Source organism: Pseudomonas sp. FW305-20 (assembly GCF_058788075.1).
Window position 1 is genome coordinate 314,415 of record NZ_JBYTAJ010000002.1, and the last position, 20,833, is coordinate 335,247.

Below are 20,833 nucleotides of genomic sequence, written 5' to 3' on the forward strand. Positions count from 1 at the left end.
GAGGGGGAACGAGCGCGTCTTGAAACCACCGGCGCGTCGCCAGAGCGTCGGCATTTTTTCACCTGCCGTCAGGGAGTGAGCACGATCGCGCCATTGAACCGACCGGTCCTCAAGTGCGTCAGTGCCTGATTGGCGTCGTCCAGCGCAAAACGGGTGATGTCGCAGTGCACAGGCGTGTGCTGCAACTCCTCAAAAAACTGCGTGCCGTCTTCGCGGGTCAGATTGGCCACCGAACGGACACTGCGCTCGCCCCACAGCAGGCGATACGGAAAAGCGGGGATATCGCTCATGTGAATGCCAGCGCAAATCACGCAGCCGCCCTTTACGGTGACGGCCAGCGCCGCCGGCACCAGCGCGCCTACAGGGGCGAAGATGAGGCTGGCATCGAGCAGGTGCGGAGGTGGCTGGTCCGATGGCCCCGTCCATTCGGCGCCCAGTGATCGGGCATAGGCCTGGCCTTCGCTGTCATCCGGCCGGGTGAAGGCATACACCTGCTGTCCCCGACCGCGCGCGACCTGAATGGCCAGGTGTGCCGCCGCGCCGAAACCATAGAGGCCCAGGTGGCGTGCGCCTTTGGCCATTTGCAATGCTCGAAAACCAATTAGCCCGGCACACAGCAGTGGGGCTGCTTGAAGGTCCGAGAGCGCCTCAGGTATGGAAAAACAGAAACGCCTGTCGGCCACGGTGTACTCGGCGTACCCGCCATCCAGATGACAGCCGGTGAATCGGGCCTGATCGCAAAGGTTCTCCCGGCCCGAGCGGCAGAACGCGCAGTGACCGCAGGTCCAGCCAAGCCATGGAACACCCACCCGCTGGCCTATCCAGTTGGGCGCAACGTCGGCACCTACGGCTGTGACTTCACCGACGATTTCATGGCCCGGCACTCGCGGCAGTACCGCTTGTGGCAATTCGCCGTCCACCAGGTGCAGATCGGTGCGGCACACGCCGCAGGCCAAGACTTTAATGAGTAGTTGGTTTGGACCGGCTGTCGGGATTGGGCGCTCTTCCCGTTGCAGCGGCTGGCCGGGTGCATGCAAAACCATGGCGCGCATGTCGATGCTCCAGACGTGCGGATGTTAGCGGAGGGGACGATGACAGCCCACGACTAGCTGCTTGAGCCCTTCCATGTTCAGGATCTTGACGTCTCGCCCCGTTATTTCCACCAGCCCCTGATCTCGCAGATGCGCAATGCCCCGACAGATGGTTTCCAATCGCAGCCCCAGGTAGGAGCCGATTTCTTCGCGGCGCATTTTCAGCACGAAGTCCCTGGATGAATAACCACGCATATTCAAACGTTGTGACAGGTTCAGCAGAAAGGCGGCCAGGCGCTCATCCGAGTTCATGTTGCCCAACATCATCAGCATGTCGTGATCGCGGACGATTTCCCGGCTCAGGAGCCTGTTAAGGTTGTGCTGCAGTGACGGCAGGCTCTGGGCGAGTTTTTCCAGTTGCGCAAAGTGGATGGGGCAGACTTCACTATCCTCAAGGGCAAACGCGTTGCAGGCATGTTCATCGGTACTGATGGCGTCCAGCCCGAGTATCTCGCCAGGTATTTGAAATCCGGTGACTTGTTCACGACCGTCGACGGACACCATGCAGGTCTTGAATGAGCCGATACGGACCGCGTAAAGCGAGCGCAGGGGATCTCCAGTCCGGTACAACGCTGCACCCTTTTTGACCTTGAAGCGTTGCACGATCAGCGTATCCAGACGCTCGACCTCCGGGCCACTCAAGCCTATCGGCAGGCACAATTCCAATACGCTGCAGTTGGAACACGCCGCCTTGAGGTAATGGACTTGAAGAGGATGGGCTTCAGGCATGGGAGAAAACACCTTCTGGGAATGCAGTAAGCATAGGTGGCGGGCCTTTCGACGCGCATCTCATTGGGGGAGGGGACCGAGAAAATCGACGAATGGGGGAATCCCGTGCCATTCAGCTTGAGCGATGACTTGGAGAATTGATGTAAATCAAGTCTCAAGCGTTTCAGACTTTCAGAATCGATGAATATCCAATGGTGCACCGACACTCTGGCGGAGACCCTCATGAGCGATTTTCTGAGTCCTGAGCAACTGCAACGGCTGGATGCCTATTGGCGGGCCTCCAATTATCTCGCCGTCGGGCAGATTTACCTCAAGGACAACCCGCTGCTGAAGCAACCGCTGACCCTGGCGCACATCAAACCGCGCTTGCTGGGCCATTGGGGCACGACCCCTGGGCTGAACCTGATCTACACCCACCTCAATCGGCTGATCAACCAGTACGACCTGAACATGCTCTTTGTGGCCGGCCCCGGTCATGGTGGGCCAGCGGTTGTGGCACAGACTTATCTGGAAGGGACGTATACGGAGTTTTATCCCTCGGTGGAACGCAACACCAACGGTCTGGTTCGCCTGTTTCGGCAGTTTTCATGGCCTTACGGAATCTCCAGCCATGTCTCGGCGCAGATTCCGGGATCGATCCATGAAGGCGGCGAACTGGGCTATAGCCTGGCCCATGCCTATGGCGCCGCGTTTGATAATCCCGACCTGATCGTCGCCTGCGTGATCGGTGACGGTGAGGCCGAAACGGGGACGCTGGCCGCCAGTTGGCATTCCAACAAATTCCTCAACCCTGCGCGTGACGGGGCGGTATTGCCGATCCTGCACCTCAACGGCTACAAAATCGCCAACCCCACGGTGCTTTCCAGAATCAGTGAGGAAGAACTGTCAGCCCTGATGTATGGCTATGGCTACGACCCGTATTTTGTCGAAGGCGATGACCCGGTACAGGTGCATCAGGCGATGGCACAAACGCTGGACACGATGGTGCTGAAAATTCGTGAAATCCAGCTTGAGGCGCGTCGGCCCGGGCCATCCGGGCCACCAGAGCGCCCGCTTTGGCCGATGCTGATATTGCGCACACCCAAAGGCTGGACCGGCCCGACATTCGTCGATGGCCGTCGCGTCGAAGGCACTTGGCGCGCGCATCAAGTGCCGCTGGCCGATTTCCAGCAGCCGATTCATCTGCGGCAATTGGAGGAATGGCTCGAAAGCTATCGACCCGACGAACTGTTCGATGCCAATGGCGCCTTGCTCCCCGAGATCGCCGCGTTGGCCCCCACCGGGCATCGGCGCATGAGCGCCAATCCCCACGCTAACGGGGGCTTGTTATTGCAGCCGCTGAGCCTGCCGCGATTTGCCGACTATGCCGTCAAACTCGACATTCCCGGCAGCCTGCGCGCCGAGGCCACACGGGTACTGGGCACGTTTTTGCGCGACGTGATGAAAAACAGTCTGGGTGCGAGCAACTTCCGTCTGTTCGGCCCGGATGAAACCGCTTCAAACCGACTGGATGCTGTCTATGAGGTCAGCGCCAAGGCATGGATGGAGCCGCTTGAACCCGATGATCTCAACCTGGCAGCCGATGGTCGGGTGATGGAAATCCTCAGCGAACAGGTGTGCGAGGGTTGGCTCGAAGGCTATTTGCTGACGGGTCGCCATGGTGTGTTGTCCTGTTACGAAGCGTTCATCCATATCGTCGATTCGATGGTCAATCAGCATGCCAAGTGGCTGAAAACCGCCGCCGAGGTGCCGTGGCGAAAACCCGTTGCTTCGCTCAATTATTTGCTGACGTCCCATGTCTGGCGCCAGGACCATAACGGTTTCTCCCACCAGGACCCGGGGTTCATCGATCTGCTGGCGAATAAAAAGTCGGATGTCGTGCGGATCTACCTGCCGCCCGATGCCAATTGCTTGCTATCTGTCGCCGATCACTGCTTACGCAGCAGCAACTACATCAATGTCATCGTCGCCGGCAAACAACCGGAATGGCAGTGGCTGGATATCGATGCCGCCATCGGTCATTGCCAGACGGGCATCGGTCGATGGGATTGGGCGTGCCGGGATGATCAAGACCCGGACGTGGTCATGGCCTGCGCCGGTGACGTCCCGACCCTGGAAACCCTGGCCGCCGTCACCCTGTTGCGCGAGTACGTGCCGGATCTGCGGGTGAGGGTGGTCAATGTCGTGGACTTGATGGTGCTACAGCCGTCGTACCAGCATCCTCATGGCTTGTCGGACAGTGCCTTCGATGAATTGTTTACTGTCGACAAACCGGTGATCTTCGCCTTCCATGGCTACCCTGCGCTGATCCACCGACTGTTGTACAAACGCAACAATCACGAAAATTTCCACGTTCGTGGCTTCAAGGAGGAGGGCGCGACCACGACACCGTTCGACATGGCGGTGATCAACAACCTGGATCGCTATCAATTGGCGCTGGACGTCATCGAGCGCGTGCCCCGGCTGCACGATCAATTGCAAACCGCGCGGTCGCGCTACTGGTCGATCATGGAGAAACACAAGCTTTACCTGATTGAGCACGGGCAGGACATGCCCGAAGTCCTGAACTGGCAATGGACGCCAGTGGCGGGTCGCTGAAGTCCGATAGGGCCGCGCGGCATCAAATACCCACCTGATGGAAGTGCGTACACCTATTTTCTCTTCCAGTACTTCTGCATTTCGAGAAATAGAAATGATGCTGTCCAGGTAATGAGTACCAGACCGGTCAATGCCTGCAGGCCGGTCAGGTACTTGAGATTACCCACGGGTGAAATATCGCCGAAACCGATTGTCGTGTAGGTCGTGAAGGAGAAGTACACGCAGTCCAGCAGCGAGCCGTCGAAGTTGCCGGTCAGGCCGCCCCATTCGCCGGAGCGCACCATCAGGTAATAGACCAGCGCGAAGCACCAGACCTCTAACGCGTGGGCCAGCAGGGCGCCGAATACCCCGACGACAATCCTGAAACGGCTCCAAAGCTTGAGCCGCGGCAACCAATCGTTCAGGCGCAACAGGCATTCGTAGTGGATCACCACAACAATGATGACCACCAGTGTATTGATCAACGTGACTGCCAGCATGGCGAACCTCCGGCGGTAGCGGATGCGTAGCGGTCCGCACTAAGGGATGTCATCAAGACAGGTTCTCAGGGGGGCGTCACGGTCAGCTGGGTGGATGGCGGGGACGGGTTTGATCGGCATGAGCGGTGGAAACTCTTCGGGCGTCAGGGTTTCTTTTTCCAGCAACAAGTGTGCACCGGCGTCCAGATCACCCCGACGACTGTCAAGCAGGGCTTTTGCCCGCCCATAGGCTTCATCGAGCAGGGCACGAATACCCAGGTCAACTTCCCTGGCCGTTTGTTCCGAATAGTCTTTCTCACCAACGCTCTGCATACGTTCGCCCAGATAGGTGGTGTTTTGCCGTTCCAGAACCGACTGTCCGAGTTCGGTACTCATGCCAAACCGGGTGATCAATTGTCTGGCGATATCAGTGGCACGAGCCAGATCATCGGCAGCCCCGGTAGAAATCTGGCCATAAGCAAGGTATTCGGCGGCGCGTCCGGCCATCAGGATGACGATCCGGTCCTTGAGCATTTGGCAACTGATGAGGAAGTGATCTTCGGTCGGGCGCTGCAGCGTATAGCCCAGCGAGCCAATGGCGCGCGGCACAATTGAAACTTTGTGGACGGGGTCCATGGCGGGCAGACTACTGGCAGCCAAGGCATGCCCCATTTCGTGATACGCCACCACCTGGCGCTCGTCGGGGTGTAGCACGCTGCTCTTGCGTTCAACCCCCGCGACGATACGTTCCACTGCCGCCGTGAAGTCATTAAGGCTGACCGCTTCGGCGCCACGACGAGTGGCCACGATGGCCGCTTCGTTGACCAGGTTTGCCAGATCAGCGCCCGTGAAGCCCGTGGTGATGTCGGCAATACGCTCGCCATCCAGACCCGGCTCCACAGTGATTTTTTGCAGATGGACCTTGAGGATCGCTTGCCGGCCTTTACGGTCCGGGCGATCAATCAGCACCTGGCGGTCGATCCGGCCGGCTCGCAACAGTGCCGGGTCAAGGATCTCTGGTCGATTGGTCGCGGCCAGTAGTACAACGCCTTCACGGGGATCGAACCCGTCCAGCTCTGCCAGTAACTGGTTGAGGGTTTGCTCCTTTTCGTCATTGCCGCCAAATGCGCCAACACCTCGCATTTTGCCCAGCGCATCAAGTTCGTCGATGAAGATGATGCAGGGCGCCGCCTGCCGTGCTTGCTCGAACAAGTCGTGTACACGGGCGGCACCCACGCCCACGAACATCTCGACAAATTCCGACCCCGAGATCGAGAAAAACGGCACACCGGCTTCACCCGCGATGGCTTTCGCCACCAGGGTTTTGCCGGTTCCCGGCGGACCGACCAACAACGTGCCCTTGGGAATGTGCGCCCCCAAGCGTGCATATTTGGCTTTGTCCTTAAGAAAAGAGACGATTTCTACCAACTCGGCCTTGGCTTCATCGATACCCGCGACATCGGCGAAGGTCACCCCGGTATCACGCTGCACGAACACCTTGGCTCGGGACTTGCCGATGTTCATCAATCCGCCTATGCCTTGTTTTTCCGCCATGCCGCGAAACAGAAAATGCCAGATCACCATGATCAGGAAAAACGGCAGCAGCCAGCCCAGCAGTCCATTCAAAAAAGTGTTTTCGTTGACCCCGGTAAAGCCGACACCCGATTGTGCGAGATCCGTCGCCAGCACCGGATCGACCCGCACAGTGGAGAACAAGTCGTGCCCGTCAATGGGTTCCTGCAGTTTGCCGCTGATCTGATCCTTCTCGACTCGTAAATCGCTGACCTTTTGCTCGTTCAGCAGTTGCAGAAACTGGCTGTATGGAATGCTTTGTACGACACGACTATCAATAAACAGAAATTGACCGAGGGTGAGCACGATAAACGCGATCGCGAAGTAGGACAGGTTCCATTGCTGATTTTTTTTCATGAAATTCACTCAGAAAGGAGGCCTGGGTCCAACAGGCAGATCGCAGGTGCCAGGGGGATTGGCTCAAACAAGGCGCAAATGATCGTCCACCTCCCTTACCCCCGGCACCGACCAGGCGGCCCGTTCCGCGATGCGGCGCTCGCGCCACAAATGAACGTTGCCTTCCAGTCGCACAACATCCCCATCGACCTTGACGTGAATGTCCTGGGCGTCGACTTCTGCGTTGCGCTTGAGGGCTTCTTCAATGCGATGCTGGATATCGACCACGTCTACCCGAGGGACGAGGGTGAGTCGATTGTCCACACCGACCACGCCGGACAATTTGTGCACGGCGCGCTCGGCGGCTTCTTTCTGGTACTGCCAGTCCACTTCGCCTTCAAGGGTGACCCTCCCGTTTTGCACGATGACCTTAATGTCACCGTCGGGTACGTCGACGCTCCACTTGAGGATATTCAAGGCGCGGGTCGCGATGGTGTCGTCCGCTGTGCCGGCGCCTTTCTCCAGCCTGACCTGGATTTCTTCGGCAACAGCGCGTACCCCTTTGATGCCTTTTACCGCGCGCTCTGCACTGACTTTCTGGGCATAGCTGTTGACGTGACCGGAGAGGGTGACAACGCCATTGTCCACGGCAACGCCAATGCTGGCAGCGTCGATTTCAGGCGTGAACTCAAGCTCCTCCAAAATAGTTTTACGCAGACTCAAATCAGTCATGGCGGTGTCCTCTGTTTGATGCGGTATTGATGGGGCGCAAATGCCCGGTAGTTTTTTTTACGCCTGAACGACGCCAGGACATTGAGTTAAATCAACAAGGCTTCAGTGAGTTCCTCACTAATCGCCAGCAGGCCATTAGTTGACAAAAATCAGAGTGTGCAACTGATGGAGTCAGATACTTGGGGCAACGATCCGAAGCTTTTCCAGTTGCGATAAACCAAGAGGAAAAAGTCATGAATAAGCGCTTGCCCTTTGTATTGCTGAGCGTTCTGGTAGCAGTGACTGCCGGTTGCAGTAATAAGCGCACTCAGGAATTCGACGCCCGATTGGAGTCTGCGGAAAACAATGCCGCAACGGCCAGACTCCGGGCCGATGAGGCCTACATGAAGGCGGAGCAGGCGCAGGCAACGGCTAGCCAGGCGCTACGCACGGCCGATGAAGACAAGGTGCGTGCCAGTCGGATGACCGACAAGGCGACTCGCAAGTAATGAACTATTGCACGAACTCCCGACAGGAAGTCGGGTTTGCACTCGGGCAGATAAGCCAAGGAAGAGGTCTGTGATGTTTAAACTTAAACGTATCCTATTGATTGCCCCCACCGAAATGACCCGCACTCCAGCGTTTGACCGGGCGCACGCGCTGGCCTGTGCCACCGGAGCCATATTGCACATCGTCGCGTTCGACTATGTGCAGGCGCTGGCGGTGGCCGGGCTGTTTGATCACGATGCGATGGCCCAGGCACGGGAGGGCTACTTACAGGTGCATCGACATTGGCTGGAGCAGCAAGCCCGGTTCCAACGATGTATCGGGTTGCCGGTAACCACCGAGGTTGTCTGGGCCAGGTCCACCCCGGCGAATATCCTTGAGTATGTCAATGACTTCCATGCGGATCTGGTGATCAAGGACACCCAGCATGTACCTGCACTCGATCGCGCATTCCATCGTCCTCTGGACTGGCTGTTGCTGCGCAACTGTCCCACACCCTTGCATCTGGTTACGGAAGCTGAAAATCCCAAGCCGTTGAAAATTCTCGCGACCATCGATCTGTCCCATCTGGAGGAACTGACCCAAGGGCTCAATGACCGGATTCTCGACCTGGCTTCAACGTTGGCGGCCTCCTGTGACGCCGCCTTGCACGTGTTGAATGTCAACAACTGGTCAGTGATGGGCGACGCGACGCGGAGTGTGCCGACATCGAGTCTGGATGACAGTTTGAGAGACGCGGTCAACGATGCCCAGGAGGAGGCTTTTGAGGTGCTTGTCGAACGCTATGGCATTGAAAAAAAATGCCAACATCTACTGACCGGCATTCCCCACAAAGTGATCGGATCTTTCGCCCAACAGAATGCATTCGACATGGTGGTGCTGGGTACGGTCTATCACCACGGAATCGACAGGTTGATCGGCAGTACTGCCGAGAGCGTGCTGAACAGGGCCCCGTGCAGCTTGACGATCGTAAAGCCATTGCCTTGGCTTGACTAAAACGACGATTCGGTCGCACCCCCGGTTGATAAAAATCAACTGTTCTTGCGCCAAAAGGAGCAATCAATAGAGCTCCCATGAATGTTCAAGGAAACGACCATGCGAATGACATTTCTTGGTGCAGCAGGCACGGTCACCGGCAGCAAATACCTGTTGGAACATCGCGACCAACATGTACTGATCGATTGCGGCCTGTTCCAGGGCTATAAACAGCTGCGATTGCATAACTGGGACCCGTTCCAGCTCCCGGTTGGCAACCTCGGCGCCATCGTCCTTACCCATGCCCATCTGGATCACAGCGGCTACCTGCCCGTATTGGTGCGTAGCGGTTATCGCGGTCCGGTTTATGCCACACCCGCCACCTGTGAGCTGGTGCGGATCCTGCTACTGGACAGCGGCCGCCTGCAGGAAGAGGCCGCCGAGTTCGCCAATCGGCATGGTTTCTCCCGGCACAACCCGGCGTTGCCGCTTTATACCGAGCAAGATGCCGAGCGGGCACTGAAACTGTTGCGACCAGTGGAGTTGCATCACAGGGTCAAAATTGCCCCGGGCATGACCATCCAGCTTCGTTGCGCGGGGCATATATTGGGCGCGGCTACGGTGGAGGTGATCGCCGATGGCATCACGCTGGTCTGTTCAGGGGATCTGGGACGGCCAGATGATCCATTGATGCTCGCTCCAGAAACTGTCGAGCAGGCTGACTACCTGCTCGTGGAATCGACTTATGGTGATCGCAAACATCCGGTCGAGTCGCCGGAGGCGCAATTGGCCGAAGTCATCACCCGCACCACGCTGCGTCATGGCATCACCTTGGTTCCGTCGTTCGCAGTAGGGCGCGCCCAACTGTTGATGTACCACCTGTATCGGCTGAAACAACGACACGCGATTCCCGATTTGCCGATCTATCTCAACAGTCCGATGGCGACCGACGTCACGAGTTTGTACCAGCGTTTTCGCAGTGAGCACCGTTTGTCCCCCGAAGAATGCGAAGGCATGTGTCACGTCGCGCAGTTCGTGCGCACCACCGCTGACTCGATCAAACTGGATCAGCAACGCACCCCGGCGGTAATTATCGCTGCCAGCGGCATGGCCACGGGGGGGCGTGTGATTCACCACCTCAAGGCACTGGCCCCCAACCCGATCAATACGTTACTCGTACCTGGATTCCAGGCCGGCGGTACTCGTGGCGCGCAAATTGTCGCGGGCGCGCCTTCGGTGCGCATTCACGGCAAGGATGTGCCGATCAGGGCTGAAGTGGTGCCGATGGAAACACTGTCCGCGCACGCCGACGCCGATGAAATCATGCAATGGCTGCGCGGATTCAAGCGGCCGCCGAAACACACTTACGTGGTGCATGGCGAGCCGAATGCTTCGGATGTACTGCGTCGACGCATTAGCCTGGAATTGGGCTGGTCGGTGTCGGTGCCGGAGTACCGCGACAGTGTTGAGCTCGACGCCATCAGTGCGCCTGTAACCGCATCGCGCTGACTAAAGATGTCCTCGCCGGTTTGAAGCCTGCCCCCTTTGGCAGGAGGAATGTTTATTACCGCTCATTGACAGCACTTCTGCCCAACCGGTTTCCCGGCTGGGCAGGGCGGCGCCAGACTCAATCGCCTTTAATTGAAACGACTTGATCCGCTTTCATGGCTTCGGGCTTTTTCGGCAGCGAGATGCTCAGCACGCCTTTGCTGAAACTCGCATCGATTTTGTCGGTATCGACCCCCTTGGGTAGGCTGAACACCCGCTCGAAGGAACCGTAGTGACGTTCGCTAAGATAATAGCCCTTCCGTTTTTCTTCCTTGTCCTCTTTCTTTTCCCCTTTGATGATCAGGCTGCCGTTGGACAACTTGATCTCGATGTTCTTCTGATCCATACCGGGTAACTCGGCGGTGATTTCGAAGCTTTTATCCTTCTCAGTAATGTCTACGGCTGGCATGCCACGTCCAATCGGTTCACGACGCCAGAACGGTTCAACATCGAACAGCCCACGACCAAAGGGGGAAAGACCCGAACCACGATTGAAGTCATCGAACAGGTGATCGACCTGCTGCCGGAGTTTTTCCAGCGGCCGCCAAAGATCGTTTGCCATCGGGTGTTGACTGGTTTTGTCGTCGGTAGCCACCGGCATTTTTTTTACAGAATTGCTCATTTCACTACTCCTCTTGGGTAAAGGGCAGGCTGCAAACATCCCTTAAACCAGTCCACCCTGGAAAGAACAGAACTCGAAGACTGGCTTTATATGGCCAGCGTCCCGGACCACAGCATCCAGCCGGCATAGGCTGCCGCCGTCCAGATAATGATCAGCAGTCCCGTCTCGGGGCCGCTGAGCGGTTGCCCCTGACGAGCCTTCATGGTGGCCAGATAGATCAACGAACCGGGGGCGTACAGCAAAGCGCTGAGCAACATGTATTTAGGCCCGGCGGCATACAGCAGCCACAGGCAATACAGTGTGGCGACCGAGGCGATGGCCATGTCGCGTAGTTGCAGAGCGCGGTGGCCGGCATAGGTCTGGCCCTGCCAGGTCAGTTTCAGCGCATACAGACCACTGAACAGGTACGGCAGCAGAATCATTGAGGTGGCCAGGGAAATCAGCGCGAGGTAACTGGCGCTCGAATACAACGTCAGTAACAGGAACAGTTGAATGCAGCCGTTGGTGATCCACAGCGCATTGGCCGGCACACCCTGGGTGTTTTCCACGGCAAGCGCGCCTGGCATGACCTTTTCCTTGGCCGGTGTGAACACCGATTCCGCCGCCAGCAGCGTCCAGGCGAGCAGGGCGCCACCCACCGAAATGATCAAGCCAATGCTGATCAGCACCGCGCCCCACGGCCCGGCGGCAGCCTGAAGCACGCCGGCCATCGAAGGGTTTTTCAGGGCGGCAAGTTCAGGTTGTCTGAGAATGCCCAACGAGAGCAACGACACTGCAATCAACAGCAACAGGGTGATGACAAAGCCGATGACCGTGGCGCGGCCGACATTGGCCCGCTCCGCTGCGCGGGCAGAGAACACATTGGCGCCCTCGATCCCGATGAACACCCAGACAGTCACCAACATGGTGCTTTTGACTTGATCGAGGGTGCTGCCCAGCGCGGGCGAGCCCCAGAAGTCGACGCTGAAGGTTTCACGCTGAAAAGTTGCAATCACCAGACCGATAAACAGCAACAACGGCACGATCTTGGCCACCGTCGTCAACGCGTTGGCGCGCGCCGCCGTGTGCATGCCCCGGAGAATCATCCAGTGCAATGACCATAGCACCACGGACGCCCCGGCAATCGCCGCTTTGTTGTTGCCTTCACCGAACAGCGGGAAGAAATAACTCAGGGCGGCGAACAAAATCACCAGATAGCTGACGTTGCCGATCCAGGCGCTGATCCAATAGCCCCACGCTGAATTGAAGCTGAGGTATTCGCCACCCAAGGCGCGGGCGTAGGCGAACACACCGTTATCCAGCGCCGGTTGGCGGTTGGACAAGGTCTGATAAACCAGCGCCAGCGACAACATGCCGACGCCGGTGATCAGCCAACCAATCAGGATCGCCCCGGCCCCCGCACTGGCCGCCATGTTCTGTGGCAGGCTGAAAATACCGCTGCCAATCATCGAGCCGACCACCAGGGCAATCAGCAGGCTCAGGGACAGGCGCTTGGGTTCCACCTTTCGCAAACTGGCCGCAAGGGGGTGGTTGGCAGTCGGCGGGACGACCGGCTGGGCGCCTTGCAGGTGGGTAGCCATGGGAGTCTCCACGAAACGAGAGTGTCTGCACTCATCGCATGCGATGGTGCGAATGCTGACTCTAATTTCTGCGTGAACGTCCAACGTCTGTTTGATATAGATCAGAAAGTGGGAAATCAGCCGATTTATCCGGGCACAGCCATGCCCCTCTATTGTCTCCAACGCGTCAATTGCTACGCCCGGCGGACACGAAGGACATTCGAGTCCTAAGCTCTACCTCGATGAGCGGCAGTTGTTTTTACAGCGATGCATGCAAATCGCTTTTTGAGGAGCTCACTTCGATGCTCAGCAAGTGGCTGGACCCCGTTCTATTGCTGCTCACCGCATTGACGCTGCTGGCCGGCGGTATCGCGTATGTTGCGCAGAAACCTGATTGGGCATCGATGTACTGGGCAGCAGGCAGTCTGGTGATGTCCGCGGTATTGCTCATCGAGATTGCCAGGCGTCTGGCTCGACGCGAGGCTGGCGTGGACCTGATTGCGCTGATGTCGATCACCGCCGCCCTGGTCTTTGAGCAGACGCTCGTGGCGGCGGTCATTGCCTTGATGCTGGCGTCCGGCCGGACCCTGGAGTTTTTCACCAAGCAGCATGCCGAACGTGAGCTACGTGCGCTCATCGACCGTGCGCCACGTTTTGCCTGGTTACAGGAGGAGGGCGGTTTACGCAAGATTCCGGTTGAGCAGGTCCAGTTAAATCAAACATTGCTGGTGCGGTTGGGGGAGGTGATACCGGTCGATGGGCGCCTGCTGAGTCCTGCGGCGATTCTGGACGAATCAGCGCTCAGTGGTGAGTCGTTGCCCGTCACCCGTCGAGAAGGTGAGCAAGTGCACAGCGGCGTTTCGAATGTCGGTGCGCCCATCCTGCTAATTGCCACGCGAACGGCCGCGCAGAGTACCTATGCCGGCATAGTGCGGCTGGCCGAGGAGGCACGCCGTTCGCGCGCACCTTTCGTGCGTCTGGCCGACCGTTATGCACTGTTCTTCATCCCACTGACGTTGCTGATTGCCGGATTGGCCTGGCAATTGAGTGGTGATCCTTTGCGAGCGCTGGCGGTGCTGGTGGTGGCGACACCTTGTCCTTTGATTCTGGCAGTACCGATTGCCATCATGTCGGGGATTTCCAGGGCTGCGCGGCGCGGGATCCTGATCAAGGACGGCGCGACCCTGGAAGCGTTGGCTGGGGTCAAGCAGGTGTTCCTCGACAAGACCGGCACGCTGACCAGCGGCCATGCCCGTCTGCAGTCGATAGAGGTCAATGGACTGGCCGATCCGCAGCGCCTGCTTGGCCTGGCCGCTTCGCTGGCGCAGGCCTCGACGCATCCTATCTCCCAGGCAATTGTTGAAGCTGCGCTTCAGCGCCAATTGCCTCTCAGCGCCCCCCAGGGAGTAGAAGAAAGCCCAGGTTCTGGGCTTTGTGGGCTCGTCGACGGCGTGCAGGTGCGTTTCGGCACGTTGCCTTTTGCTCACAAAGACGCCCCTGAAACTGACTGGGTCGCCGCCATGCTGCGGCACATGGACTACCTGGCGTGCAGTGGAAGCTTCATCGACGTGGATGGGAAACTCGCGGGCCTGCTGGTTTTCTCGGACAAGGTTCGGCGCGAGACTCCACAAACTCTGCGTCGACTGCGCAATAGGGGCATCGAAAAGATCGTCATGCTCACCGGAGATCGCCTGGAAACCGCCGAAATGATTGCCCTATCTGCTGGGATTGACGAACTGCGTGCCGGGTTGACCCCTGAGGATAAAGTGCGTGCTGTACAGCAAGGTTGCCTGCGCACTAGCACATTGATGGTCGGTGATGGCATCAACGACGCCCCCGCGCTGGCGGCGGCCAATGTCGGCGTGGCCATGGGAGCCAGCGGTGCCACTGCCTCTGCACAAGCCGCGGGTGTTGTGCTGTTGGTGGATCGTCTGGATCGTCTGGTCGAAGCGCTGGACATTGCCCGACGCACCCGCTACATCGCCCGCCAGGGTGTGCTGATCGGCATGGGAATGTCGTTGCTGGCCATGGCCGTGGCAGCCCTCGGTTACTTGCCGCCGCTGATTGGCGCCGTGGTGCAGGAGGGTATCGACGTGGTGATTATCCTTAATGCCTTGCGGGCACTGGGGCCGTTGTGGGGGCTGAGGAAACGAAAGCTTGCCGCAGAACATATCGATCGCCTGCAAGACGAACACCAGCAACTGTCCACCGTACTGAGCGATCTGCATCAACTGGCCAATGACTTTGCCCAGCGCCCACTTGCGCAAGCACAGACCGACTTGGTGGAACTGGTCAACCAGCTGCAAACATCACTGGCGCGGCATGAACACGAAGATGAAAACACACTGTATCCGCTGCTGACGCGAAGCATGCCCGGCGAGGACCCGATGTCGGCTATGAGCCACGCTCACCGGGAGATTTTTCGCCTTATCCATTTACTGACGCGCATGAGTAGCGACTTCAGTTCCGACCCCGCAACGGCACCTGCTGATGAGATTCAGCATCAGCTGATTCGTCTGGATACCCTCGTGCGACTGCACTTTGATCAGGAGGAGGAACTGTTTCGTTATCTGGATTGGCGCTAAGGCATTCAAGTTCTGCAAAAGGGAATGAAATGAGTAAGGCCCAGGATCAGCCCATGACCTGCGGCCCGGTTCAAATAGGGATGACCGATGTTCACAAGCGGCTGTAACCCTGGATTTGAGACCCGTTAGCCAGAAAGCAGGTTAGAGTGTTCGTCAGTGTCTGTTCATCAGGACCCTCCACTCGATTCGCATAGTTGCACCAAGCGACGCCAGCGAACGAACAGGGGCAAAAAAAAACCGTATATCAATCGTCATGTGAAGAATGAATCGTCCGCTGTTTGTTTCTCTAGATGGACCCAAGGGCGCCGGCAAAACCACACTGCTGGAGGCCGTTACGAAAGCCCTGAGGGCCGATAACAAAAAGGTGATCCGGCTTTGCGAGAAAAAAAGTGATCCTTACAGGGGGGAAACAATGGCCCTCGTTAACAAACTCGTCAGAGATCCCACCCGGGATTTGGAGTTGGAGGTTTGTGCGCGTTTTGCTGATAGCCGTACCTGGATTTCCCAGCACGTGCTGGCTAAACAGCCACCCGGCAGCATCATCTTGATCGATCGCTGGTACCCGTCTGATGCCGCGTTTCGCCGGATAGTCCCGTTTGCAGAGATTCTACAGTTGAACATTGATCGAAACGTCCGAGTGCCTGACCTGCATGTCGGGGTTGTCACCGCCCCTGAAATTTCATGGGCGAGGGCAGCGGCACGTCGGCGCGGGCTGAGCAGTACGGTGATCCATAAGCTGGAAGAACATGTCGCTTGTACCAAGGCGTTCGAGCGAGCGATTGCAGATCACGGCTGGGTTCTTTGCCGTAATGAAGGAACAATCGAAGACGCAACGATGCAGGTGGTTTCTGAGATCTATAGAGTCCAGCGCAGCTCGCTGCACAGGGCGTGATGCGGTTGAGATAGCCGTTGAAATAGCATCATTGGCAGGATTGAAGGAAAGGAGCTTTGGTAGAAGTTCCATCCTGACACATTATTTAACATAATATACATTACACGTAACGATATGTTTCGAGATTAACCCAGCTGCGCGCAGATTTTGCAGCGTTCAAATCACCTCTGCCACTCAACGTCTCAATCAGCTGCGTGTGTTCGGGAAATTACTCTGTATGTTGCTGGCCGACCAACTCCATATCTGCAAAATCAAACCCTGGCGTAACCGCTTCACCAACCAGACCGTATCCCGCCAATCCATTTGTAAGCTGCGGAGCTTTTCCAGACGCCCCCCGGGACATGTAAACAGCAGACATTGTTCGGCGCGATTCATCATTGCCCATCACACCGTTTTTAATGTGCCGTCCGGAAAATCAGCCTGCACTGAATTGCATCTCCCACTTGGTATTAAATGCACGATGTCTGATTGGTTCAAATGACCATCGGCGAACTCTTCATCAGCAAGTAATAAACAGATGTCATCAGGCAGCGCCGACCGCCAGCGGTCCCAACCATCGCGCGGCGTTGAGCTTGAAAGGTTCTGCGTTAGAAACCGTTTTTATGTGGGAGCCTCAACGCTGTGATTACAGCCTGTAGCGCTGGGAATGTGTTCATCAAAGGTGTTGGTAAATCATGTGAAATAAGGTGCATTTAATGCTCTAACGCTATCGTGTCTATTGACTCGATTAATAATAACTATGCTAAATAGCTCTTTAGTCGAGCTACCCATTAGGAGCTTGAACAGGCGAGTACTCATTACCTCGCCCCCTATTGTTATTCACGCCGCACTGGTGTTTGCGACACGAGCCGTGCGGATAAACAAGGCGCGCACTTTCTCCCAGAAATTACCCCCTAATACGAAAAAGCTGGCGATCAGCATGAGATCACCCAGCGCTTGAGCTTGCCAGAGGTTGGGCCTGAGCCCTGGCCAAATGCTGTCGATGTAGGGTTCAAGAAAAGAAGAAATCAGCGGCACGAAGAACATAACGATGCCAACTCTGTGACGCCATGGGCCCACTTCGACTTCTGCGCTAGGTGCAAGTGAGGACACATATCCGAACAGGCTTCGTTTTAGCTGTTGGAATCCGGCTTTGCCCATCACCGCTATAACGATGATCAACAGGACTTTGTTGCTGATGAACAGCACGCCGGTCAGTGCAGCGATCTTTGATCCCGGCACGTCGGCAGCCGCGGCGAGAGGCACCAATAACCAGGAGCCCAGCATCAAGCAGATAATTGCTATCCCCAACTTAAAGCGCCAGCTGGCTGAATGCGATTCAGCGACACCTTCGGTGTTACTCATAATTTCCGTACCTTTTTTGACTGATCACAGTAGATTTGATGGCGCTTAAAAAGCGTAGCAGCCATGTGACCATTTGGACGACTATGCTCCAGTGAACTTTGTTGGTCGGGAAATGTGGAATGCATCCAGGTACAACCCTGCTGAATTGGCCAGGCCGGCTCGCGCTGCTTGGCGTACTCGGCCTCAGTGGCTGCGTACGACTCGGGCCGGACTTCCAGCCGCCCGGCGAAGAATGGGTCAAACATTGGAGCACCCCTGCCCTCCAGCAATCCAGCCAGCGGAGCCTGAACCCGGACTTTCGTCAGTGGTGGCATGTCTTTGCCGATCCTGTCCTGGATCATTTGATTACCGAGTCGGATGCACGCAACTCCAGCCTAAAAATCGCCGGTCTGCGCGTCATGGAAGCCCGCGCCCAACTCGGCATTGCTCAAAGCGGGCTTTACCCGCAACTGCAGCAAGCCAGTGTCGACAGTCTTTACTTCAACCGCAGGCAATCCGGCGGGACCAACCCGCAAGACAGTCATTTCTGGCAACACAGCGCGGGGTTCGATGTGGGTTGGGAGCTGGATTTCTGGGGCCGCTTCAGTCGCGCCATTGAGTCATCCGATGCCAGCTACTTTGCCGCCCAGGCCAACTATGAAGACGTACTGGTACTGCTGCGCGCACAAGTGGCCGATACCTATTTCTCGCTGCGCACCACCGAAGCCCGTTTGCGTGTCGCCCAGGAAAACGCCAAGCAGCAAAAACGCAACTTCGAGATTACCGAGAAGCTCTTCAACAGTGGCCAAACTGCCGAACTCGACTTGCAACAAGCCAGAACCCAGTACCTGGGCACGTTGAGCACCATCCCCAATTTCGAAGACCAGTTGCAACGAACCCGCAACGCGTTGGCGGTGCTGGTTGGTCAGCCGCCTGGCGCACTGCCGCAACTGGCCCAGAGCATGGGATTGATCCCGCTGGTCGATCGTGCTGTGTTGCAGGATGTGCCGGCTAACTTGCTCCTGCGTCGGCCCGACGTACGCGCTGCCGAGCTTAATGTCGCCGCCCAGTCTGCGCTGATCGGTGTGGCCGAAAGTGATTTCTATCCGTCGCTGACCTTGCTGGGGAGCATTGTCTGGTCAACCGACACGCTCAGTGGCACGCCCCGAAATCTGGATCTGATCGGCGGCCCAAGCCTGCGCTGGAATCTGTTCGATCACGGCCAGATCAGCAACAACGTTCGCGTCCAGGATGCGCGGTTGCAGCAGCTGATCGAAGCCTACCGCGACAAGGTTCGCCAGGCAGCACGCGAGGCGGACGATGCGGCCTATGGACTGATCAAATCCCTGGAGCGCGAAAGCATCCTGCGTGAGGCCGAAGTGGCGGCCAAACGCTCGCTGGTGCTGGCTAGCGCGCAGTATCGCGAAGGTTATTCGGACTTCCAGCGGGTGCTGGATGCGCAGCGAGCCTTGCTCGAACAACAGGACAATTATCTGGTCGCCCGCAGCAATGCCGTGAGTAATGTCATTGCCTTGTACAAAGCCGTGGGCGGTGGCTGGTACAGCGCCCAGCCGAAAGTTGATCCAGCCACCCGCCAGCAAATGGAAAAACGCACCGACTGGGGCGATCTGCTGAAAGAGCCCGCCGCTGCACAGCCTGCCATTCCAATGTCTTACAAGGTAAAAGACCAATGAGTGAAGCCGCCAAGCCAACGCCCGAGACACCTGTCACCCAGGCGCCAGCGCCGGCTGCCGACCCGGCGAAAAAAGGCATCAAGTGGGTGCTGTTATTGATCCTCCTGAGTCTGACCTGGTACCTGTTGGCGGATCGTTTCACACCCTATACACAACAAGCCCGGGTGGGCGCCTTTGTGATTCCGGTCGCCTCGGAAGTGGCAGGCCGCGTGATCCGAGTGAACGTGCGCAACAACCAGGACGTCAAGGCCGGTGAAGTTCTATTCGAGGTGGACCCTCAGCCGTACCAGATTGCCGTCGACCGTGCACGTGCCGACCTTGAATCCACCCGTCGGCAGATCGGTGCGAGCACCGCCGGCATTGCCTCGGCGCAAGCCAACTTGCGGGCAGCCCAGGCCAATGAACTCAAGGCGCGCCAGGACAATCAGCGTCTAGAGGGTTTGTATCGTGAAGACCCTGGCACCATTTCCGTACGACTGCTCGAGGTGTCTCGCGCCAACCGCGAACAGGCTGTGAGTCAGGTCGCTGCGGCCCGCGCCGAAGTGCAGCGTGCGCGGGAGCAGGAAGGTGGCAGCGAGGAGGACAACGCCTTGCTGCGCAGTGCCGCCACGGCGTTGTCCAAAGCCGAACTGGATCTGTCCAACACGCAGATTCGCGCTCGCTCGGCCGGATTGATTACGGACCTGCGCACAGATGCAGGGCAATTCGCTGCGGCCGGTAGTCCGGTCATGACCCTGATCGCTCTTCATGATGTGTGGGTCAGTGCGGACATGACCGAGAACAACCTCGGTCTGGTGAAGCTCGATACGCCGGTTTCGATTGTTCTGGATGCTCTGCCGGGCGAGATATTCAAGGGGCGCGTGCGCAGCGTCGGTTACGGCGTCAGCGTGGGACAGACACCCGCACCGGGCACCTTGCCCAGCGTGCAGAACAGCCGCGACTGGTTACGTCCGGCCCAACGTTTTCCAGTCATTATCGAGTTCTCGCCAGACTCATTGAACACGTTGCGTGACAGTCGGGGGATCCGTGCCGGTGGGCAGGCTGAAGTCATGGCCTTCCCCACCGAGGGCAATCCGTTGAACCCTCTAGGGCACGTATTTGTGGGGTTCATGAGCTGGCTGAGCTATGCCTATTAAAGGTATGTCTACCCGGCGCACGCCGCGAGATCAACGCGCACTGCGCCTGGCTACCGGTACGGCGTTGTGCCTCACTGCCAGTTTCGGCCTGGGCTTGCCGATTCCTTTTTTGGCGCCGGTGCTTTGCCTGTTGTTACTGGCCTCGATCAATCGCCCGCTGCCGTTCAAGGCCGGACTGGTTCTCGCACTGGCCGCGCTGTTGACCACCGGCATCGGCCTGCTTTTGATCCCGCTCCTGCGTTATTACCCTGTTAGCGGCGTGCTATTGATCAGCGTCGGTCTGTTCCTGGCCTTCCGTTTTGGCCTGCGCGGCGGCAACACCTTGATCATGACCTTCCTGGTGATTGGCCTGACCATGATTTCCTCGGCCGGTATCGCCGAATTCGAACTGGCGGCGATGGTCATCGGCGCACTGGTCAAGGGCTTGCTGCTCGCCGTTGTCGTCGTGGGGTTCAGTCATGGGTTATTCCCCGATCCACCCAACGCCCCTTCTCCGC

General features: G+C 57.7%; 18 protein-coding genes. 9 read left to right on the forward strand and 9 right to left on the reverse strand.

Features of this window, described 5'->3' with window-relative positions:
* Positions 1-68: 68 nt before the first annotated feature.
* Complete coding sequence (locus AC3WP4_RS03300; RefSeq protein WP_102615485.1) at positions 69-1,052, reverse strand: zinc-dependent alcohol dehydrogenase family protein; 984 nt, start codon at positions 1,050-1,052, stop codon at positions 69-71.
* A gap of 24 nt (positions 1,053-1,076) precedes the next feature.
* Complete coding sequence (fnr, locus tag AC3WP4_RS03305) at positions 1,077-1,820, reverse strand: fumarate/nitrate reduction transcriptional regulator Fnr (protein WP_102615484.1); 744 nt, start codon at positions 1,818-1,820, stop codon at positions 1,077-1,079.
* A gap of 222 nt (positions 1,821-2,042) precedes the next feature.
* On the opposite strand from fnr, the gene AC3WP4_RS03310 reads away from it, so the two are divergent.
* A complete protein-coding gene (locus AC3WP4_RS03310) occupies positions 2,043-4,418 on the forward strand; it encodes a phosphoketolase family protein (protein WP_102615483.1) in 2,376 nt (791 codons plus the stop codon).
* 53 nt (positions 4,419-4,471) lie between these two features.
* Here the strand turns inward: AC3WP4_RS03310 and AC3WP4_RS03315 are convergent, their stop codons facing one another.
* The 3 genes from AC3WP4_RS03315 to AC3WP4_RS03325 all read right to left on the reverse strand — a co-directional run bounded on the left by AC3WP4_RS03315 (position 4,472) and on the right by AC3WP4_RS03325 (position 7,516).
* Positions 4,472-4,897 (reverse strand): potassium channel family protein, encoded by a 426-nt coding sequence (locus AC3WP4_RS03315; protein ID WP_102615482.1) that lies wholly within the window; start codon positions 4,895-4,897, stop codon positions 4,472-4,474.
* Between the two features lie 39 nt (positions 4,898-4,936).
* Entirely contained in the window at positions 4,937-6,805 is a 1,869-nt protein-coding gene (gene ftsH, locus AC3WP4_RS03320; protein WP_102615481.1) for an ATP-dependent zinc metalloprotease FtsH, read from the reverse strand.
* Between the two features lie 63 nt (positions 6,806-6,868).
* Positions 6,869-7,516 carry a BON domain-containing protein gene (locus tag AC3WP4_RS03325; RefSeq protein ID WP_076031102.1) on the reverse strand — a complete coding sequence of 216 codons (648 nt, stop codon included), beginning with the start codon at positions 7,514-7,516 and terminating at the stop codon, positions 6,869-6,871.
* A gap of 233 nt (positions 7,517-7,749) precedes the next feature.
* Between AC3WP4_RS03325 and AC3WP4_RS03330 the strand changes: the two genes are divergently transcribed.
* The 3 genes from AC3WP4_RS03330 to AC3WP4_RS03340 all read left to right on the forward strand — a co-directional run bounded on the left by AC3WP4_RS03330 (position 7,750) and on the right by AC3WP4_RS03340 (position 10,486).
* Entirely contained in the window at positions 7,750-8,004 is a 255-nt protein-coding gene (locus tag AC3WP4_RS03330; RefSeq protein ID WP_102615480.1) for an Lpp/OprI family alanine-zipper lipoprotein, read from the forward strand.
* Between the two features lie 73 nt (positions 8,005-8,077).
* Positions 8,078-8,998 carry a universal stress protein gene (locus AC3WP4_RS03335; protein WP_102615479.1) on the forward strand — a complete coding sequence of 307 codons (921 nt, stop codon included), beginning with the start codon at positions 8,078-8,080 and terminating at the stop codon, positions 8,996-8,998.
* A gap of 99 nt (positions 8,999-9,097) precedes the next feature.
* The gene (locus AC3WP4_RS03340) at positions 9,098-10,486 is read left to right on the forward strand and encodes an MBL fold metallo-hydrolase RNA specificity domain-containing protein (protein ID WP_256581266.1); all 1,389 of its coding nucleotides are present in this window, start codon (positions 9,098-9,100) and stop codon (positions 10,484-10,486) included.
* A 118-nt stretch (positions 10,487-10,604) separates the two neighbouring features.
* Here the strand turns inward: AC3WP4_RS03340 and AC3WP4_RS03345 are convergent, their stop codons facing one another.
* Positions 10,605-11,147: an Hsp20/alpha crystallin family protein gene (locus AC3WP4_RS03345; protein WP_102615477.1), complete on the reverse strand. Its 543-nt coding sequence runs from the start codon at positions 11,145-11,147 to the stop codon at positions 10,605-10,607.
* An 86-nt stretch (positions 11,148-11,233) separates the two neighbouring features.
* Positions 11,234-12,727, reverse strand: a complete 1,494-nt coding sequence (gene arcD / locus AC3WP4_RS03350) for an arginine-ornithine antiporter (protein WP_102615476.1) — start codon at positions 12,725-12,727, stop codon at positions 11,234-11,236.
* Positions 12,728-13,008: 281 nt separating this feature from the next.
* On the opposite strand from arcD, the gene AC3WP4_RS03355 reads away from it, so the two are divergent.
* Positions 13,009-15,291: a heavy metal translocating P-type ATPase gene (locus AC3WP4_RS03355; RefSeq protein ID WP_102615475.1), complete on the forward strand. Its 2,283-nt coding sequence runs from the start codon at positions 13,009-13,011 to the stop codon at positions 15,289-15,291.
* 262 nt (positions 15,292-15,553) lie between these two features.
* Complete coding sequence (locus AC3WP4_RS03360; RefSeq protein WP_102615474.1) at positions 15,554-16,183, forward strand: dTMP kinase; 630 nt, start codon at positions 15,554-15,556, stop codon at positions 16,181-16,183.
* 208 nt (positions 16,184-16,391) lie between these two features.
* On the opposite strand, the gene AC3WP4_RS03365 is transcribed toward AC3WP4_RS03360, so the two are convergent.
* Together AC3WP4_RS03365 and AC3WP4_RS03370 are read right to left on the reverse strand one after the other, a co-directional pair.
* Positions 16,392-16,568, reverse strand: a complete 177-nt coding sequence (locus tag AC3WP4_RS03365; protein WP_371916906.1) for a hypothetical protein — start codon at positions 16,566-16,568, stop codon at positions 16,392-16,394.
* Between the two features lie 434 nt (positions 16,569-17,002).
* Positions 17,003-17,527, reverse strand: coding sequence for a transporter suffix domain-containing protein (locus tag AC3WP4_RS03370; RefSeq protein ID WP_074876668.1), 525 nt, complete (start codon positions 17,525-17,527; stop codon positions 17,003-17,005).
* Positions 17,528-17,646: 119 nt separating this feature from the next.
* Here AC3WP4_RS03370 and AC3WP4_RS03375 point away from each other — a divergent pair, with 119 nt between their 5' ends.
* From AC3WP4_RS03375 to AC3WP4_RS03385, 3 genes are all read left to right on the forward strand, one after another.
* Entirely contained in the window at positions 17,647-19,200 is a 1,554-nt protein-coding gene (locus tag AC3WP4_RS03375) for an efflux transporter outer membrane subunit (protein ID WP_074876670.1), read from the forward strand.
* A complete protein-coding gene (locus AC3WP4_RS03380) occupies positions 19,197-20,336 on the forward strand; it encodes an HlyD family secretion protein (protein ID WP_074876672.1) in 1,140 nt (379 codons plus the stop codon). The genes AC3WP4_RS03375 and AC3WP4_RS03380 overlap by 4 nt, the downstream gene beginning before the upstream one ends.
* A gap of 4 nt (positions 20,337-20,340) precedes the next feature.
* The coding region (locus AC3WP4_RS03385) for a DUF2955 domain-containing protein (protein ID WP_371917832.1) at positions 20,341-20,833 on the forward strand (493 nt) is incomplete at its 3' end.